Source organism: Parafilimonas terrae (assembly GCF_900115755.1).
Lineage (GTDB): Bacteria > Bacteroidota > Bacteroidia > Chitinophagales > Chitinophagaceae > Parafilimonas > Parafilimonas terrae.
This window is the reverse complement of the sequence record NZ_FOXQ01000003.1, coordinates 278,248-295,734: the sequence shown is the minus strand read 5'-3', so window position 1 is coordinate 295,734 and position 17,487 is coordinate 278,248. Positions and strand designations below refer to the sequence as shown.

The 17,487-nt window shown below is 34.8% G+C and carries 13 protein-coding genes; 9 read left to right on the top strand and 4 right to left on the bottom strand.

Annotation, left to right across the window (positions count from 1 at the left end; translation table 11 throughout):
- Positions 1-52 precede the first annotated feature (52 nt).
- The gene (locus BM015_RS07615; RefSeq protein WP_090656940.1) at positions 53-4,717 is read left to right on the top strand and encodes a T9SS type B sorting domain-containing protein; all 4,665 of its coding nucleotides are present in this window, start codon (positions 53-55) and stop codon (positions 4,715-4,717) included.
- Here the strand turns inward: BM015_RS07615 and BM015_RS07610 are convergent, their stop codons facing one another.
- Complete coding sequence (locus BM015_RS07610) at positions 4,718-5,578, bottom strand: glycosyltransferase family 2 protein (RefSeq protein WP_090656938.1); 861 nt, start codon at positions 5,576-5,578, stop codon at positions 4,718-4,720.
- Complete coding sequence (locus BM015_RS07605) at positions 5,554-6,294, bottom strand: class I SAM-dependent methyltransferase (RefSeq protein ID WP_090656936.1); 741 nt, start codon at positions 6,292-6,294, stop codon at positions 5,554-5,556. The genes BM015_RS07610 and BM015_RS07605 overlap by 25 nt, the downstream gene beginning before the upstream one ends.
- Positions 6,295-6,403: 109 nt before the next feature.
- On the opposite strand from BM015_RS07605, the gene rfbF reads away from it, so the two are divergent.
- Genes rfbF through BM015_RS07575 form a run of 6 tightly spaced genes read left to right on the top strand, consistent with a single transcriptional unit; the run spans position 6,404 to position 11,872 of the window.
- Positions 6,404-7,183, top strand: a complete 780-nt coding sequence (rfbF, locus tag BM015_RS07600; RefSeq protein WP_090656934.1) for a glucose-1-phosphate cytidylyltransferase — start codon at positions 6,404-6,406, stop codon at positions 7,181-7,183.
- A complete protein-coding gene (gene rfbG, locus BM015_RS07595; RefSeq protein ID WP_090656932.1) occupies positions 7,168-8,250 on the top strand; it encodes a CDP-glucose 4,6-dehydratase in 1,083 nt (360 codons plus the stop codon). Before rfbF ends, rfbG begins: the two co-directional genes overlap by 16 nt.
- Positions 8,247-8,792 carry a dTDP-4-dehydrorhamnose 3,5-epimerase gene (gene rfbC / locus BM015_RS07590; protein ID WP_090656930.1) on the top strand — a complete coding sequence of 182 codons (546 nt, stop codon included), beginning with the start codon at positions 8,247-8,249 and terminating at the stop codon, positions 8,790-8,792. The genes rfbG and rfbC overlap by 4 nt, the downstream gene beginning before the upstream one ends.
- 2 nt (positions 8,793-8,794) lie before the next feature.
- Positions 8,795-10,021: a class I SAM-dependent methyltransferase gene (locus BM015_RS07585; RefSeq protein WP_090656929.1), complete on the top strand. Its 1,227-nt coding sequence runs from the start codon at positions 8,795-8,797 to the stop codon at positions 10,019-10,021.
- Complete coding sequence (locus BM015_RS07580; protein WP_090656928.1) at positions 10,021-10,869, top strand: NAD-dependent epimerase/dehydratase family protein; 849 nt, start codon at positions 10,021-10,023, stop codon at positions 10,867-10,869. The genes BM015_RS07585 and BM015_RS07580 overlap by 1 nt, the downstream gene beginning before the upstream one ends.
- Before the next feature lie 19 nt (positions 10,870-10,888).
- Entirely contained in the window at positions 10,889-11,872 is a 984-nt protein-coding gene (locus BM015_RS07575; protein ID WP_090656926.1) for a glycosyltransferase family 2 protein, read from the top strand.
- 3 nt (positions 11,873-11,875) lie between these two features.
- Here the strand turns inward: BM015_RS07575 and BM015_RS07570 are convergent, their stop codons facing one another.
- Entirely contained in the window at positions 11,876-13,057 is a 1,182-nt protein-coding gene (locus BM015_RS07570) for a glycosyltransferase family 4 protein (protein WP_177191847.1), read from the bottom strand.
- The gene (locus BM015_RS07565; RefSeq protein WP_090656922.1) at positions 13,054-13,746 is read right to left on the bottom strand and encodes an NAD-dependent epimerase/dehydratase family protein; all 693 of its coding nucleotides are present in this window, start codon (positions 13,744-13,746) and stop codon (positions 13,054-13,056) included. Before BM015_RS07565 ends, BM015_RS07570 begins: the two co-directional genes overlap by 4 nt.
- 69 nt (positions 13,747-13,815) lie before the next feature.
- On the opposite strand from BM015_RS07565, the gene BM015_RS07560 reads away from it, so the two are divergent.
- Positions 13,816-16,728, top strand: a complete 2,913-nt coding sequence (locus BM015_RS07560) for a sensor histidine kinase (RefSeq protein ID WP_177191846.1) — start codon at positions 13,816-13,818, stop codon at positions 16,726-16,728.
- Complete coding sequence (locus tag BM015_RS07555) at positions 16,709-17,470, top strand: LytR/AlgR family response regulator transcription factor (RefSeq protein ID WP_090656918.1); 762 nt, start codon at positions 16,709-16,711, stop codon at positions 17,468-17,470. Before BM015_RS07560 ends, BM015_RS07555 begins: the two co-directional genes overlap by 20 nt.
- Positions 17,471-17,487: the final 17 nt, after the last annotated feature.

Here is a 17,487-nt window from a genome sequence, read left to right as displayed (position 1 = left end):
TTTAGGTGAATTAGGTTTAATTTGTGGGGTAACTGCAACCATTTAATTGTTTATGAACCCCAGGTGTTTATTTTTTACCCTTGTTTTATTTTGGATAGTTCCCGCCATAAGTTTTGGACAAAGTTGTGATAACTGGGCAAAAATTACAGGGAATGTTTCAGGCATTCAGATTGGTGATCTGGATATACCGGGAAATCAAATTACAGTTGAAGCTGTTTTTAACAGGACTGCCCCTTATTTCGGTTCACAACTATATGCTGGTGATTTGGTATCTAAACATGAAGGCCCAAGTACTGTTAATTATCTGCTGCGCCCTAATTCTGCTGAGATTACTACTAGCAATGGCTATTTCAAAACACCTGATATCTGCGATATTCAATTGAATAAAACTTATCATGTGGCAATGGTTTATGACGGGAAGATCTTAAAATTTTACAGGAACGGGTTTTTGATGAGCAGTATTAATTGTTCAGGCGACCTTTTTCAAAATGATTATATTACAACTATAGGAAGCCTCGCTGTTAATCCAAATGTAACAAATGAAAATTTGGTTGGGTATATTGATGAAGTGAGAATATGGAAAGTGGTACGATCTCAGAATGATATAAAAAAATATATGAATCAACCCTTACCTAATCCTGCAACACAAGCGGGGTTATTGGCTTATTATACATTCGATGACCTAAAAAATAAACAAGGTAATACTAAATGGAATGGTAAAATAGTAGGGGATGCGAAAATTAATCAGACTAATCCCACATGTGCTTCTTTTGTTGCAGATTCATGCAATATAAAACCTGTAAATGTTGTCGCTAATTTTACAGGGCCAGATACTGTTTGTGTTAATGATCCCGTTCAGTTTACTAATTTATCTACAGGCGCTTCTAATTATTACTGGAGCTTTTGTACTGCAGGGTTTAATACCACGCCTTTAGCCAATAACCTTGGAAATCCTGGTAGTTTATTAAATGCACCTGTATTTATGGATTATGAAAAAGACGGGAATGGTAATTTTTATGGATTTATATCAAATTACGCTAATGGACATATTGTTAGGCTTAACTATGGTAATTCGCTATTAAACACGCCAACTTCTGATGATCTTGGCAATTTTAACGGGTTAATACCTATTTATGCTGAAGGTATTCAGGTAAAAGAATTTAATGATAAATGCTACGTTTTCGTTGTAGCCGCGGGTGATGATGCAGGCAATGGCTCTACTTTAATAAGACTCGATTTTGGTTCATCTTTTGCCAATGCGCCAACTGCGATTAACCTTGGTAATATAGGAGGCTTACTATTTCCTCATGATCTTTTTATTGCTTCCGAGAATAATAATTTTTATGGGTTTACCATCAACATCAAAAATAATACGATAACAAGATTTGATTTTGGTAACGATCTGGACAATACACCAAGCGGTGTGAACCTTGGAAGTATCGGCAACTTTAACTACCCCTGCGGGTTTAGCTTTTTAAATACTAATGGCAATTGGTATGCATTTGTTGCAAACAGGGATAATAATTCAATCACCAGGTTAAATTTTGGAAGCTCAATTACTAACATCCCCAATGGAATTAATATTGGAAATCCCGGGAGTTTATTAAATCGCCCACGAGATATTTCCTTGTTTCAATCCTGCGATGGTATAGTGGGGTTAGTTGTAAATGAAGAGGATGAAACTACAGGCTCAATAACCAAACTTGATTTTGGCGATAATGTTTCGTCAGGCCCGCAAGCTATCAATCTGGGCAATACCGGAAAACTGAAATTTCCACATTCAATATCAAAATTTTTTCTTGAAGGAAATGATATCTATTCTTTCATTACAAATGTTGCTAATAATACTATTACAAGATTACGTTACACTGGTTGTACAAGCACGAATATCGCTTCTTCAACAGCTCAAACGCCACCATCTGTTACGTACACTTCTCCCGGTATTTATAATGTAAACTTATTGGTTGATATCGGCCTTCCAACCCAGGCATCATTTTGCAAACAAATAGTAATAGATGATTGCAGATTGCCCGTTATTGCAAATTTTGTAGCCCCGGATACCGTATGTATCAATTCTACTGTTACAATTACTAATACTTCCTCCGGTGCTACAACTTATTATTGGAGTTTTTGCCAGGCTGATTTGAATAAGTCTCCTGTTGGAAAAAATCTGGGTAATATTAATTCTTCGTTTTCCTTGCCTGTTTATTCTGATATAGTATCGCAGAATGGAAGTTATTATGCGTTTGTGGTAAATAATCATCCTGGCGGTATATCCAGGCTTGATTTCGGTAACAGTTTATTAAACACACCAGCTCTGGTAAACCTTGGAAACCCTAATAATGTAATTACTGATAATGCAGAAGGGATACAAGTGATTAACACTGGTAATCATTGGTACGCAATTATGGTAGGAGGAGATGACTTTTATGGCGTTACGCCTCAAATAATTAAGCTTGATTTTGGATCAGATATTACAAATACATCTCCTGTTGCTACAGACTGGGGTAATATTGGCGAGATGGCCTATCCTCATAAACTATATATGTTTAATGAAAATAACAAATGGTATGGCGTAACTGCAAATACTAATAATAATACAATAACCCGTTTCGATTTCGGTTATGATTTTGCAAATCCTCCCATTGGAAGCAATCTAGGTTCATTCGGGATTTTAAATGGTCCTACGGGCTTAAACGCCATAAAAGATAATAATAAATGGTATGTTTTTGTTACTAATATGAATTCTAATTCTATTACAAGACTGGATTTCGGAAATTCATTACTCAATACACCCAATGCTAACGATCTCGGAAATATTAGCGGTACAATGCATGAGTGTTTTGATATTTATATTCAAAAATATTGTGACGATATTCTAGGTTTTGTTGTTAATGGTGATGAAAGTTATAATGATATAGTCCGGCTTAATTTTAATAATGATCTTAAATCTGTTCCTTCAGCGGTTTCACTTGGCAATATCGGAAATTTAAGTTTCCCTCACTCTTTTTCAAAGTTGTTCCGGGTTGAGAACGACTTATATACAATAATACCTAACGCCCATAACAATACTTTGACACGGCTAAAATTTTCCGGCTGTACTAATTCTAATATTTCAGGTACAAATAAGGTAAATCCACCTGAAATTATTTATGATAGTGCAGGAGTATATAACATTAATTTAAGTGTAGACGAAGGCCTTCCAACCCAGACATCATTTTGCAAACAAATAGTTGTAATAGACTGCGATACTGTTTGCGATTTGCAGCCAAACTTTATATATGCGCAGCAATCTTGTGATCCTGCTTCAATTCACTTTCAAAGTACTACTATAAATGCTGATAGCATTTGGTGGGATTTTGGCAACGGAATTACAGCAGGAAACGTAACGGATACGATAATTAAGTATTCTTCCTTTGGAATTTATTCCGTGAATTTATTTGCAAAAACAGATAAAGGGTGTCTTGATACGGCTGAATATAAAGTAAACGTAGATGTGGTTAAAAGCGATGTTATTATTAATGCTGATACTGCTGTTTGTGCCGGCAGTTCTGTACAATTAAATAGCATTGATGGCTTGAATTATTGCTGGTCGCCTTCTGCAGGATTGTCAAACTCCTCTATAAAAAGCCCTGTGGCAACGCCGCTTGTAACAACAAAATACTACCTGCATGTTTTAATGGATAGCAGCAAACCGGTATTGATGGATTCTGTTATAATTACCGTACTTCCATTGCCGGATATTAAGGTTAGTAACGATACTATTGTTTGTGGCAATGCATCTGTTCAGTTAAATGCGTATGGCGCTTCATCTTATACCTGGAGCCCTTCGTCCGGCTTATCCAACACAACTATTGCTGATCCCATCGCTACTGTATCTTCAACTACAATGTACGTGGTTGCCGGAACTGCAAATAACGCATGTTCAGCTCAGGATTCTGTTATAATAACTGTAAACCCTATTCCTGTATTTGCTATTAATCCAAAGAATCCATCTGTTTGTTTGGGTGACTCAATTATACTGACGGCAACTGGTGGAGATATATTTCAATGGTTGCCAGGTGAAAATATTTCAAACCCATCATCATCAACCCCTGTAATTTATCCAGCTTTTAATACAACATATACCGTTATAATTAACAACAGTATATGCAAGTTGTCGGATACGCTTAATACCGATGTAACTATAAACGAAGCCCCGGATGTTGCTTTGACAAAATCAAATGATGTTGATTGCTTAACGCCACAGGCCATGCTAACGGCTTCCGGCGGCATTAAATATACCTGGGAGCCCGCCACATTTATCAGCAATACTCATGTAAATAACCCTGTTGTAAGCCCGCCTTCCGATACCTGGTATTCTGTAAATGTGGAAAATCAAAACGGCTGTAAAGGCAAAGATTCAATATTGGTGAAATCATCATTTGTAGTAGGTGCGTCGCCATTCCAGGTGCCAGGTGCATTTACTCCTAATAGCGACGGGTTAAATGATTGTTTTAGCCTTAGGAATTGGGGGCCTGTAGATTATTTTGATATTTTAATTTATGACAGGTGGGGTTATCTTGTTTTTCATTCCAATAATATAAATAGTTGTTGGGATGGAACCGTTAAAGGCATACCGCAGGGTGCAGGAACATTCGTTTACCAAATAAGGGTATCTTCAAAATGTACGGAAGGAGTGGTAACAAAGAAAGGCACGCTTGTTTTAATAAGATAATTAATCCTGAAGTTTTCCCATCCTTTTGTTTTTATAATCTTTAAACGCTTTAAGAAGCATTTTAATAGTTTGCACCTTGTTGTTTTTATACAAGAGATTATTTTTTATCCGGTTAAGTAAATCCTTTTTGTATTTGGAAATATCTTTTTTAAACCTGTGGGTATATTTTGATTGGATATACAAGATATTCCTGGTCATATAGTATAACCTGGCAGGAGAATGAAAAGTTCTCCCCCTTGGTTTAAGGTTTTTTAAAGAAATTTTGGTTTGAATTTCTCCAAGGCTGTGGTGCATAAAAATATTAGGGAACTTAATTATTTTAAAGCCATGTTCTATTGACTTGAAGCAATATTCAGCGTCAACAAAATCAATAAACAAATCTTCATCAAAAGGCCCTACTTTTTTATAGGCTTCCAGGTTAATAACACTGCCGCTGGTTATTAAAAAATTGCATTCCTGGTAAGAACAATCTGTACCTGTAATTTTTTTTTCATGATTTACACCAAACATTGAAACAGTTGCCCTTTCTTTAAAATCGTTTATGCATTTAAAATAAGCCTTAACAACAGTTTCATCAAACCAGGAATCCTGATCCATTGTGAGCAGGTAATCAAATCCTTCCTCTAAAGCCAGGGAACAGGCTTGGTTTAAGCGTTTAGCAATGCCCTCGTTAACACCCTCGTTAATCAACGTAATTTTTTTAGGATAATCTGATAAAAGAGGATGAGTGCTAAAGGCAGCTGCTTCCGTGTTGTCAATAATGTATAGCTTTTCTACATGTTGTATATATGACCTTATACGGTTTTTAACAGATTCGTCAGGTTGATAAAGAATAACTACTGCGGCTTTTTTTTGAACCATGATTTTATAATGGTTGTAAGTTTTCTCCTTTGGCCTTCATTGGCAACATGATGACTTAATGTTTCTTGTCCCTTTAAAGTATTTTCAGGCTTTTTGATTACCTCTTTTTCTATAATTAACATACTATCGTAAAAATGCAACCCTCGAACTGAAGTTGTTAGATTATTAAAATATCTTTTTTGAACAGAACGTGGTAAATACCACGCATGCATGCTATCTATAAATTTTTTAGAGAAATTTATAAATGAATTTTGGTTATAAAGGCCACCTCCATATTCATACCAATATGATGTATGTAAATCTTCACAAACATATAATCCAGTTGGCTTTACATGATCAAACAAAGTTTTGAAAGTAGTAATTTGTTGCTTCATAGTGTGGCCACCATCGTCAATGAGGATATCAACTGGAGGGATCAGGCTTTTCAAGTTGTTAAGGAAATCTTCATCAGTTTGAGAGCCAATAAATATTTTTGTATTACCTTCTTCAAACCTTTTGCATTCAGGATTTATGTCGATTCCTATAAGTAAAGCTTTTTCACCAAAATATTTTCGCCACATTTGCAAAGAGCCTCCATGAGCTACGCCTATTTCTACAAAAACTACCCCTTTATCTCTATAAGATGAAAAATGTTTGTCATAAACATCAATATAATGATCCCATTTATGCATCAAACGATCATTATGTTCTTCGTAGATTTCCCGTAATGATTTCATAAAAATGTTCGCCGAATTCAAAAATTATTTGCAACAATAGCAAAGACCGGGCTAAAAACCAATATATCTTTTTGTTTCAATCCGTTTACTTTGCAAACAAAAACCAATAATGAAGGTTGTAATATTTGCAGGTGGATTAGGAACAAGGCTGGCCGAGGAAACAGATGTCAGACCTAAGCCAATGGTTGAAATAGGCGGTAAACCCATTCTCTGGCATATAATGAAAATTTATGACAGCTTTGGGTTTAATGAATTTGTGGTTTGCCTTGGCTATAAGGGCTTTTTTATTAAAGAATATTTTATGCAATATTACTTGCATAATTCTGATATAACGATTGAACTGGAAAGCAATAAGGTAAATGTACATTACACCAATGCCGAATCGTTTACGGTTACATTGGTTGATACAGGCCTGCACACAAAAACAGCCGGACGCTTAAAAAAAGTACAGAAATATCTGGGTGATGAAGATTTTATGCTTACCTATGGCGACGGCGTTGCTGATATAAACATAAAAGAGTTGCTTGCTTTTCATCAATCACATAATAAAATAGCAACAGTTACAGCCGTGCAGCCGGAAGGAAGGTTTGGCAGTATGGAAATAGAAGCAAATGGCATTGTTGATCATTTTAAAGAAAAGCCAAAAGGAGATAATAAATGGATTAATGGCGGGTTTTTTGTTTTGAAGCCAGATGTTTTTAATTATCTGAATGCTGAAAATATTGATGATGTAATGTGGGAAGACGCTCCTATGCAGGCGCTTGCAAATAACAAACAACTGGTTGCCTATAAACATAACGGCTTCTGGAAACCTATGGATGCTTTGCGGGACAAAATTGAATTGGAAAATCTTTGGCAATCAGGTAACGCGAAATGGAAAACATGGTAAAAAGCCCGGCTGAATATTATCATAATAAAAAAGTTTTTATAACAGGCCATACCGGTTTCAAAGGCTCCTGGCTTTGTGCATTATTATATAACCTTAATGCACAAATCAAAGGCTATGCATTAGAGCCTGAATATATTGATGGTTTATATAATACTCTGGAGCCGTTTATGAACATTCAAAGTGTTATCGCAGATATACGGGATAAACAAAGATTGAAGGAAGAGATTGAAAATTTTGAACCCGATTATGTTTTTCATCTGGCTGCGCAGCCTCTGGTGCGGCGTTCTTATCAAATTCCGGCAGAAACATTTGATGTTAATGTTACAGGCACCGCCAACTTGCTGGAAGCGCTTATCAGTCTTAAAAAGAAATGTACTATTGTTGTTATAACAACAGATAAGGTTTACGAAAACAAGGAAGATAATTCAATCTTATACGAGGAAGATAACGTGCTGGGTGGCTACGATCCTTATTCAGCAAGTAAGGCTTGCGCAGAATTAGTAATCAGTTCTTTCAGGAATTCATTCTTCAACTCACAAAATTATCAACAACATCAAAAAACTATTGCAAGTGCAAGAGCAGGCAATGTAATTGGCGGAGGCGATTGGAATAAGGATCGCATCATTCCTGATATTATCCGCGCATTAAAAAATGATAATACAATTAGTGTACGTAATCCTGGGGCTATTCGTCCATGGCAACACGTGCTTGAACCATTGGTTGGATATTTATTGTTGGGAGGAATGCTGAATGATGCACCGCAGCAATTTTCAAAAGCCTATAATTTCGGACCATTACCGGATGATCATTTGACTGTTAAAGAACTGGTTGAAATAGCAATTAAAACATGGGGAAGCGGAGAATGGGAAGACAACTCTGATGCATCAGCTCCGCATGAAGCAGGGTTATTGAAATTAAGCATTCAAAGGGCATTGGAGGAACTGAACTGGCGGCCAAAATTGAATGCACAACAAGCTATAGGCTGGACGGTAAACTGGTATAAGCAAGCTCCTGAAACAATTGCTGCATATACATTTCAGCAGATAAAGGATTATTTAAGTTTATGATTTTTACTGAAACAAAATTACAAGGCAATTATATTATTGAATTGGAACCTTACAGCGATGAAAGAGGTTGGTTTGCCAGGTATTTTTGTAAAGATGAATTTAAACAGATTGGGCATACAAAAGAATGGCTGCAGATAAATCATTCATTTACTAATAAGAAAGGTTCATTGCGCGGAATGCATTATCAATTGCCACCTTTTAGTGAAATAAAAATGGTTCGTTGTATTGCAGGATTAGTATTTGATGTTGTTGTTGATCTCAGGAAAAACTCATCAACCTTCCTGCAATGGTTCGGTACGGAACTTTCTGCCGCCAACAAAAAGATGATGTATATACCGGAGGGTTTTGCACATGGATTTCAGTGTTTAAGTGATGATTGTGAATTACTCTACCATCATACAGAATATTATAAACCCAATGCCGAAGCTGGTATTAAATATGATGATAAAAGAATAAATATTCAATGGCCTTTGGCTGTAACAACAATTTCAGAAAGAGATAATTTGCATCCTTATCTCAGCGAAAATTTTAAAGGAATTTAATTATGCAATGCAGGTTTTGTAAAACAGAACTCGAACACATATTCATAGATCTTATTAATTCTCCCGCCTCCAATTCTTTTCTTACGAAAGAGCAGTTGAATGAGCCGGAGGTGTTTTATCCTTTGAAGGTTTATACTTGTTCAAAATGCTTTTTAGTGCAGGTTGATGAATATAAAAAATCAGGCGCCATTTTCAACAGCGATTATGTTTATTATTCATCTTTTTCAACAAGCTGGCTGGAACATTCAAGGCGTTACGTTGAAATGATGACAAAACGTTTTCATTTTAATCAGCATTCACAGGTAATTGAAATAGCATCAAATGATGGTTATCTTTTGCAATATTTCAAACAGAAAAATATTCCTGTTCTTGGCATAGAGCCTACTGCTAATACTGCTAAAGCTGCCGAAGAAAAGGGCATCCAATCTGTTGTGGATTTTTTTGGCGAGCAATTAGCTGAAAAGCTTATCCATAAAGGCATTCAGGCAGATTTATTACTCGGCAATAATGTATTGGCCCATGTGCCTGATATTAATGATTTTGTTGCTGGCATGAAGATAATCCTAAAGCCGCAAGGGGTTATTACAATGGAGTTCCCGCACCTTATGCAGTTGGTTGGAAATAATCAGTTTGATACAATATATCATGAGCATTTTTCTTATTTGTCTTTTCACACCGTTAAGCAAATTTTTGAGGCGCATGGTTTGGAAATGTTTGATGTGGATGAAATACCAACGCATGGCGGTTCGCTTCGCATTTATGCAAAACATAAAGAAGATAATAGCAAACCAATATCTGACAATGTATCTGTCTTGCTTAAAAAAGAAGCAGATAAAAGCATGCTGGATATAAATTATTATAACGATTTTCAACAAAAGGCGCTTAATGTAAAACTTGCGTTTACGAAATTTCTGATTGAAAAAAAGGAAGCTGGAAAAAAAGTAGCAGCCTATGGTGCAGCCGCAAAAGGTAATACGCTTTTGAATTATTGTGGAATTAAAAACGATTTAATTGATTTTGTTGTTGATGCAAATCCTTACAAGCAAAACAAATATTTACCGGCAAGCCATATTCCGGTAGTTGATGAGTTACATTTGAAACAGGAAAAACCTGACTATGTAATTATTTTCCCATGGAATTTGAAAGCTGAAATAACTGCGCAATTATCTTATATTAAAGATTGGGGTGCAAAATTTGTAATTCCTATTCCTGAATTAAGTTTTATGTAATGAAGATATTGGTTACAGGCGCAACCGGATTTATAGGCAATTATGTAATTAATGAATTGTTGAAATATGATGTTGAAATAATTGCTACATCATTAAGTGAAGAAAAGGCCAGGCAGCAAACCTGGTTTCAAAATGTGCAGTACATTTCTTTTAACTTTAAGCAATTTGATGCGCTTACGAATTACTTTTTATTTTTTAACCAGCCGGATATTGTGATTCATCTTACATGGGAAGGATTGCCGAATTATAAAGCATTATTTCATACAGAAATAAACTTGCCGGTACATAAAGCTTTGCTTGAAAATTTCATTAAGAATGGTTTGAAAAATATTACTGTTGCGGGCACATGCCTTGAGTATGGCATGCAGGAAGGCTGTTTAAGCGAAGATTTACAAACCTTCCCGTTAAGTAATTATGCTATTGCGAAGGATGAATTGCGGAAATACCTGGAACAATTGCAAGAACAGTATAGTTTTTCTCTAAAATGGGTACGCCTGTTCTATATGTTTGGAAAGGGACAAAACCCAAACGCGCTTTTATCCCAGTTGGATAGGGCTTTGCAAAATGGCGATACAATTTTTAATATGAGTGGAGGAGAGCAGGTAAGGGATTATTTGCCTGTTAAGGTTGTAGCTGAAATTATTGTAAAACTTGCCTTGCAGTGTAAAGTTGAAGGTGCAATTAATTGTTGCAGTGGTAAGCCGGTATCGGTTAAAAATTTTGTTGAGAACTATTTGCATGAAATGGGAAAAAACATCAAATTAAACTTCGGTTATTACCCATATACTGATTATGAGCCCATGCACTTCTGGGGCAGCACAAAGAAATTGAAAGAAGCCTTATCTTAACATAAACATCTTTGCCGTGATGCGTTTTAGTTTTATTTTACCTGTGAGAAATGGTGGTGAATACATTAAAGAATGTGTAGCATCTATTCTTGCGCAAACGCTTCAGGATTTTAACCTGATCATTTTGGAAAACTGCAGTACTGATGGTACTGCTGAGTGGCTTCAGACTTTGACTGATGAGCGTATTATTATTATTCCTGCTGAAAAGCCATTGAGTATTGAAGAAAACTGGGCGAGAATTCTTGCTGTGCCGAAGAATGAATTTATGACTATGACAGGTCATGACGATCTCTTTGATAAGAACTATTTGCAGGTCATGAGCGATTTAATTGATCAATATCCAGATGCAAGTTTATATCAAACGCATTTTGAATATGTCGATAAAGACGGGAAGTTTATAACTAACTGTTTGCCTATGGATGAGCAGCAGTTTTCTCATGAATTTCTTGCATGTTTTATGTGCCGTACTATCAACAGTACAGGAACGGGGTATCTTATGCGTTCAAAGGACTATAATGAAAATGGGGGGTTGAGTAAGGAATATCCAAACCTGATTTTTGCAGATTATGCTTTATGGATCGACATTTCTTTATTAAGCTTTAAAGCTACTTCTCCCTATAAAACTTTTAAATATAGAATTCATAATAGTATTTCAAAAACAACAAACGGAGAAGAATATCAAAAAGCATTTGAAGTATTTTTAAATTTCCTTATTCAACGAAAACAAAACGAGAAAATAAAAATGGTTATTGAAAGATATGGAAAAGAAATGCTTCTTTATCATTGTGAAAGCCTTTCTCATCGCATATTAAAAACGCCCGTTGCAAATCGAAAAATTGCAGTAAAGGAATTTATTGAAAAATGTAAACAATATGCAGAAACCCTCATTCCAGGGCAACATTTTCAGCCTTTAAAAATATTCAGGATAAAGATTGCGGAAATTTTTGACCGGTCTTCATTTAATCGTAGCTTCTTTAAAATTTATAAAAAACTCTCATCATAATTTTTACTTGTTAAATAACACCCTTGCATATTCTTTACAAAACGTTTCGCGGCTAAAATGTTTTTCTGCATATTGCCTGCTTTTATTGCCAACTTCTTCAAGTAAAGCCGGGTTGTTTACAAGTTTGCTTAATATAGATACACCTTCTGTTACAATTTTATTTTCATCCGGATCATTTATCAGTAAGAAACCATTTTCTTCATCGGTAATATAATCAGGAATGGCATCTACTGCCGTTGAAACCACTACTTTGCCATGCGCCATCATTTGCATCACAACAATTGGTAACCCCTCATACGCAGAAGTAAGCAATAATACATCTGAGTTATTATAGACTTCTTCCATCTTATTTTTATCATTAATATTTCCATAGAACGTGCAAAACGGGTAATCTGCCGGGTTAAAAATTTTCTCTACGTCACCCACAAAAGAAAAATGAATATTCATATTTGATTCGTGCATTTTTTTTGCAATAGCCGCAATAAGATACACTCTTTTCTGCGGTGCGCCCCGGCCAATGTATACAACAGATAAAACTTTGTTGCTGATTTTTTTATACGGGGGAATATCAATAGCATTGTCTATAAAATGTAACCGTGAAAAATATTCTTCGCGGAGATTGTTGTTTGTATAAATTGCTTCTGCATCTTTCATGATCTTTTTTGTACTAAAAATTCTGGCATCAAGAAATTTGATTAAACCTTGCGTATAATTAAACCATGTATTGAGATGGCATATATCTGCACATAGCGCATCTTTTTTAATAAAGGGCGCCACTTTATAAAAGAAAAGGCTTTCGCCGCCTACAACAACAGGCTTGTCAATTTTATTAATATAGCCTGCAATTACGCCTCGGTAAAAGAAATTTATAAAATGATATAGCTTATTATCAATATAACGATGCAGATCAATTGTGCGTGCTCCTGTATTTTTAAACTGCTGCAGGTATTGATTGTTCTTTGGCTTTTTAGAAAAGATAACCAAAGGCTTTTTGTGTGCAAAACACAGGCATAAATCTATATTTACCTGCGTCGATCCGCCAATATCGGCTGAAGGTGCAAAGATTATGAACCCATGCTTCTCTTTTATGAAAAAAAAAGGATGCATGAGTTTCCCTAACAAAACAAAAGGAAACATTATTATTCTTTCTACAGTAGTTTTAATAACTGCAGTTTTATAAGTCATTTTGAATGGTAATATTTTTTTAATAATAAAGAAAGGTAATTGTCGGGGAATTGAATGTTGCATCTATCTATTACAAGCCTGATGGCTGAGATGTCTATGTTATAATTTACACCACGGTCAATTTCGGTATAAACAGCTTCTTTACTAAGGTGCTCTTCAATAGTTTTTACTATGAATGATACAGAATAATTAAATGGGTTTGCAATGTTTACAATATTGTTTATATAAAGGGCATTCTGTAAAATATCGTTTGCAATTGTAAATACATCATCAATGCCGATTATATTTCTATAGGCGTTTTTCCAAATTGTAAATGGGTGATGTTGAAGAATATTAAAAATGAAATAGTTTAATAGTGTATAAGGATTATTGGAAATGCCTGCAATATTTGATATGCGGCAGATAAGAAATTTTTCCGCCTTTCTTTTAATGAGGTTTTCTGCAGAAATTTTATGCAAGACATACGGTGAAGATTTTAAATCATCATCATAAATACTGCAGGTGCTGAAATAAACAATTTGTTTGCCGGGATTGGTATCAATTGTTTCATTCAATAATTTTAGTTCTCTCTGAAAATTTTCTTCTTTTAAATTTCCGGAGTTTGAAACGCCTGAAGCGAAAATTATTTTGCCTTTATCATATTTGTAATTTGAAAACCGGTTCGCAAGCATTCCATTTCCAACAATCATACATCTTGAATTTGAGCCTGAAATCTTAAGCGGTTAAAGATATATATTTGAATGCAATTCTTCAGTTGGATGAATAAAATAACAGTATTGCTTGCATTTATTTGGTTGTTCCTGGCTACTGTAAAAACAAATGCCCAGGAATATAATTATTATCATTATGATGTGAAGGATGGCTTGAGTGGAATAAATGTATATAGCATTGCTCAAGATAAGGATGGCTTTTTGTGGTTTGGAACCGAAACTGGTCTCAGCAGATTTGATGGTGAAAATTTTAAAAATTTTACCGTTAGTGACGGCCTGTTTGATAATGATATTATATATGTATTTGCAGATTCTAAAAACAGGGTTTGGATATTTCCTTTTAAAAATTCAATATATTATTATTATCAAGGTAAAATTCATAATGAATCCAATGATCCCCTTTTAAAGAAATTCAATATAAAGAATGAAATTTTCAGGGCCTGTGAAGATAAATACGGGAATATTTTTTTTATAGAAACCGAGCGGCTGCATATTCTTTCAATAAAAGATACACTTACAGAAATAAATAGTGTGGAAGGGCAGCATTTTATAAATCAAATGTGTAATATAGATAAAGAAGGGAAATGCAATCTGTATATTAATCTTAAAAATTGGCCAATGCAGCATGCGTCAATTTACAGATATGAAAATGGAGCTTTTACATACCAAGACTCATTATACAATTACAATTTCGCAAGAAATACATTTGAAATAAACGCTGAATATACCGTTATAAGAAATGGACCATATTTTAAAATAAATAATAAAGAAACAAACGAACATTTTGACCTTAAAGTGCCGGCTCATTTCCGTACAGTGTCTTATATAGATAATAAAACTTTTGCAATCTCAACTTTTTATAAAACCCTGATTTTTGATATCTATCAAAAAAAAGTAGTTGATAGTTTTCTAACGAACCAAACTGTAAATAAATGCTTTAAAGATCATGAAAATAATTTATGGTTTGGCACTATGACCGAGGGAGTATATCGTTTGTCATCGACCAAAGTTAAAGTTTATAAAACATTAGAAAATGGCAAACAGATGCCTGTTTATGCTGTTGGCAACAACAATGATCGACTATTTATCGGCAGTGCAGGCTCTTTGTGGTATTTAACAGCTAATAAATTACATGAAATAAAAGTTGAAACAAACTATAATATTAGTAAAATTTTGTTGATTGAGATTTTGAATAACAGGGAATTGATATTGGGCAGTGACATAGGCCTTTTTGTTTTGAATAATGGCAAAGATTTAGGTCATTTGGGAGATATAGCTATTAAGGATATTTTTATTGATACGGACTCGTTTCTCACAGCTACAGATAGAGGTGTATTTAAATCATCATTAAAAAATCTAAGTGTAAGTAATGCAATTTGGAATAGCCGGACTACTTGCATTTATGAAACGGAAAAGAATTATTACATTGGAACTTTAAACGGCCTGTATATAAAAAACAAGTTTAGTCATGCCTTTTTTAATTTGGGAGATGATGCTCTGAGATTGCGAGACAAGATTATTAAAATAGTTAAAGCTTCAAATGGTGATTTGTGGGTAGCAACAGAAAATAATGGAATAATTACCCTTAGAAATGATAAAATAATTTATCAGGTAACAAATAAATTTGGATTAACAAGCAATTCATGCAGGTGCTTATATATTTATAAAAATTATCTTTGGGTTGGAACAGATAAAGGCATTAGCAGGGTCGATATTTCAAAGTACCCTTTTAAAATTACCAATTATACCGCCGCTGATGGCCTCGATTGTGAAATAATTAATTGTATTTATGCCTCCGGTGATTCTGTATTTGCAGGAACGCCTTACGGCCTTACATTTTTTAATGCAAATACTGCTTTACAGAAATCTATTTGTAATTTAAAACTGCTGAATATCCAATCTAATGAAGCTAACTGGTATGCTAAGCAGGACAGCATTCATCTTTCCAGCCGTGATAATCTTTTACGATTTGAATATGCAGGTATATCCTTTGTCTCGGCAGGTGATATTACTTATTACTATCAGCTAAATGGATTGAGTGATGAATGGCAGTCAACCAGGCAGAATGTATTAGAATTTCCATCGCTTTACCCCGGTGAGTATGCATTAAATATGTATGCAGTAAATAAATACGGCGTAAAAAGTAATATGCTGACCGTTCATTTTACCAAAGCAAAACATTATTGGCAGTTATTATGGGTGCAGGTATTATTGTTGCTTATTTTAGTAACGTTAATGTGGTTAGTGGCAAGGGCAAGAATAAGGTCAGTGCGAAGAAAGGCAGATGAAAATCTTTTACGTGAAAAACGAATTAATGAGCTTGAACAAATGGCCTTAAAAGCACAAATGAACCCGCATTTCATTTTCAACAGTATTAACTCAATTCAGCAATACGTATTTTCAGGTAACGTTGCAGAAGCTAATGAATACATAACAGATTTCTCTTTATTGGTAAGGCAAACGTTAGATATGTCGGGGAAAAAATTTATTACGCTTGCTGAAGAAATAATGTACCTCGGGGCATATCTTGGGTTGGAACAAAAAAAGTACGAGCACTGTTTTAATTTTACGATTACTATAGAAGAAAATACAGAAAGGAATATGCTTTTGCCGCCATTGCTCATTCAGCCTTTTGTTGAAAACAGCATAAGGCATGGCGTGTTGAATTTAAAAAAGGGGAGAGGGAAAATCCTTGTTCATTTTTTCAAAGATATAAATGCCCTTTACTGTATGGTAGAAGATAATGGTATAGGCCGTGCAAAAGCTATTCAATTAAAAAAGAATGTAAACCCGGTGTATGAATCAAAAGGAATGGAACTGGTTAAAAACCGGATTGAAAGCCTCAATAATATTTATAATTCTGATATAACGGTTGCTATTGAAGATATTGATGAACAGCATGCCACAGGCACCCGCGTTATAATAAAATTCCCACTTGATTATGACGAACAAAACAATTAACGCTGTAATAGTTGAAGATGAACCAAAGAATATTGTACTGCTAAAAAAAATGCTGGATATGTACTGCCCGCAGGTAAATATTAGCGGGGATGCAAATACTGTAGAAGCAGCGGTTAATTTAATTTCAGCGAATAACCCTGACCTCGTTTTCCTGGACATAGAAATAAGCGGTGGCAATGCATTTCAGTTATTGGATATTCTGCAACCGGTAAAATTTAATATCATCTTTGTAACAGCTTATGACAGCTATCTTTTGAAAGCTATAAAATATGCAGCTCTTGATTATTTGTTTAAGCCGGTTAATATAAAAGAGCTTATTGCAGCGGTAAATAAATCTGCAGAGAAAATTAATGCACAAAACACTTCACGCCAAATAGAAATATTGCTAAAAAACTTTTCAACGCCGAAAAATACTGCTACTATAACATTGCCAACTTCCTTCGGGTTTTACGTAATCCCTGTACAAGATATAGTGAGGTGTGAAGCCAAAGGCAATTATACGATCTTTTACATGGAAGATGGAAAATCTCATACCGCTTCAAAAACCTTAAAGGAATTTGAAGATGTCCTTTCGCCAGATATATTTTTCAGGGCACATCATTCACACCTTATCAATATAAATTACATAGTGAAGTATCATAAAGGAAAGGGTGGAATTATAGAAATGAAGGATAAGACCGAAATACCTCTTGCTTTCCGTCGCAAGAATGATTTTTTAAGCCTTTTTAATCCTGATGATTAATTACACTTATCAATTTA

What these genes read in the sequence shown, in the direction of transcription:
- BM015_RS07615 (WP_090656940.1), top strand. Translation starts at nt 53, where the DNA reads ATGAACCCCAGGTGTTTATTTTTTACCCTTGTTTTATTTTGGATAGTT.
- BM015_RS07610 (WP_090656938.1), bottom strand. Translation starts at nt 5,578, where the DNA reads ATGGTTCAAAAAAAAGCCGCAGTAGTTATTCTTTATCAACCTGACGAA.
- BM015_RS07605 (WP_090656936.1), bottom strand. Translation starts at nt 6,294, where the DNA reads ATGAAATCATTACGGGAAATCTACGAAGAACATAATGATCGTTTGATG.
- rfbF (WP_090656934.1), top strand. Translation starts at nt 6,404, where the DNA reads ATGAAGGTTGTAATATTTGCAGGTGGATTAGGAACAAGGCTGGCCGAG.
- rfbG (WP_090656932.1), top strand. Translation starts at nt 7,168, where the DNA reads ATGGAAAACATGGTAAAAAGCCCGGCTGAATATTATCATAATAAAAAA.
- rfbC (WP_090656930.1), top strand. Translation starts at nt 8,247, where the DNA reads ATGATTTTTACTGAAACAAAATTACAAGGCAATTATATTATTGAATTG.
- BM015_RS07585 (WP_090656929.1), top strand. Translation starts at nt 8,795, where the DNA reads ATGCAATGCAGGTTTTGTAAAACAGAACTCGAACACATATTCATAGAT.
- BM015_RS07580 (WP_090656928.1), top strand. Translation starts at nt 10,021, where the DNA reads ATGAAGATATTGGTTACAGGCGCAACCGGATTTATAGGCAATTATGTA.
- BM015_RS07575 (WP_090656926.1), top strand. Translation starts at nt 10,889, where the DNA reads ATGCGTTTTAGTTTTATTTTACCTGTGAGAAATGGTGGTGAATACATT.
- BM015_RS07570 (WP_177191847.1), bottom strand. Translation starts at nt 13,057, where the DNA reads ATGACTTATAAAACTGCAGTTATTAAAACTACTGTAGAAAGAATAATA.
- BM015_RS07565 (WP_090656922.1), bottom strand. Translation starts at nt 13,746, where the DNA reads ATGATTGTTGGAAATGGAATGCTTGCGAACCGGTTTTCAAATTACAAA.
- BM015_RS07560 (WP_177191846.1), top strand. Translation starts at nt 13,816, where the DNA reads ATGAATAAAATAACAGTATTGCTTGCATTTATTTGGTTGTTCCTGGCT.
- BM015_RS07555 (WP_090656918.1), top strand. Translation starts at nt 16,709, where the DNA reads ATGACGAACAAAACAATTAACGCTGTAATAGTTGAAGATGAACCAAAG.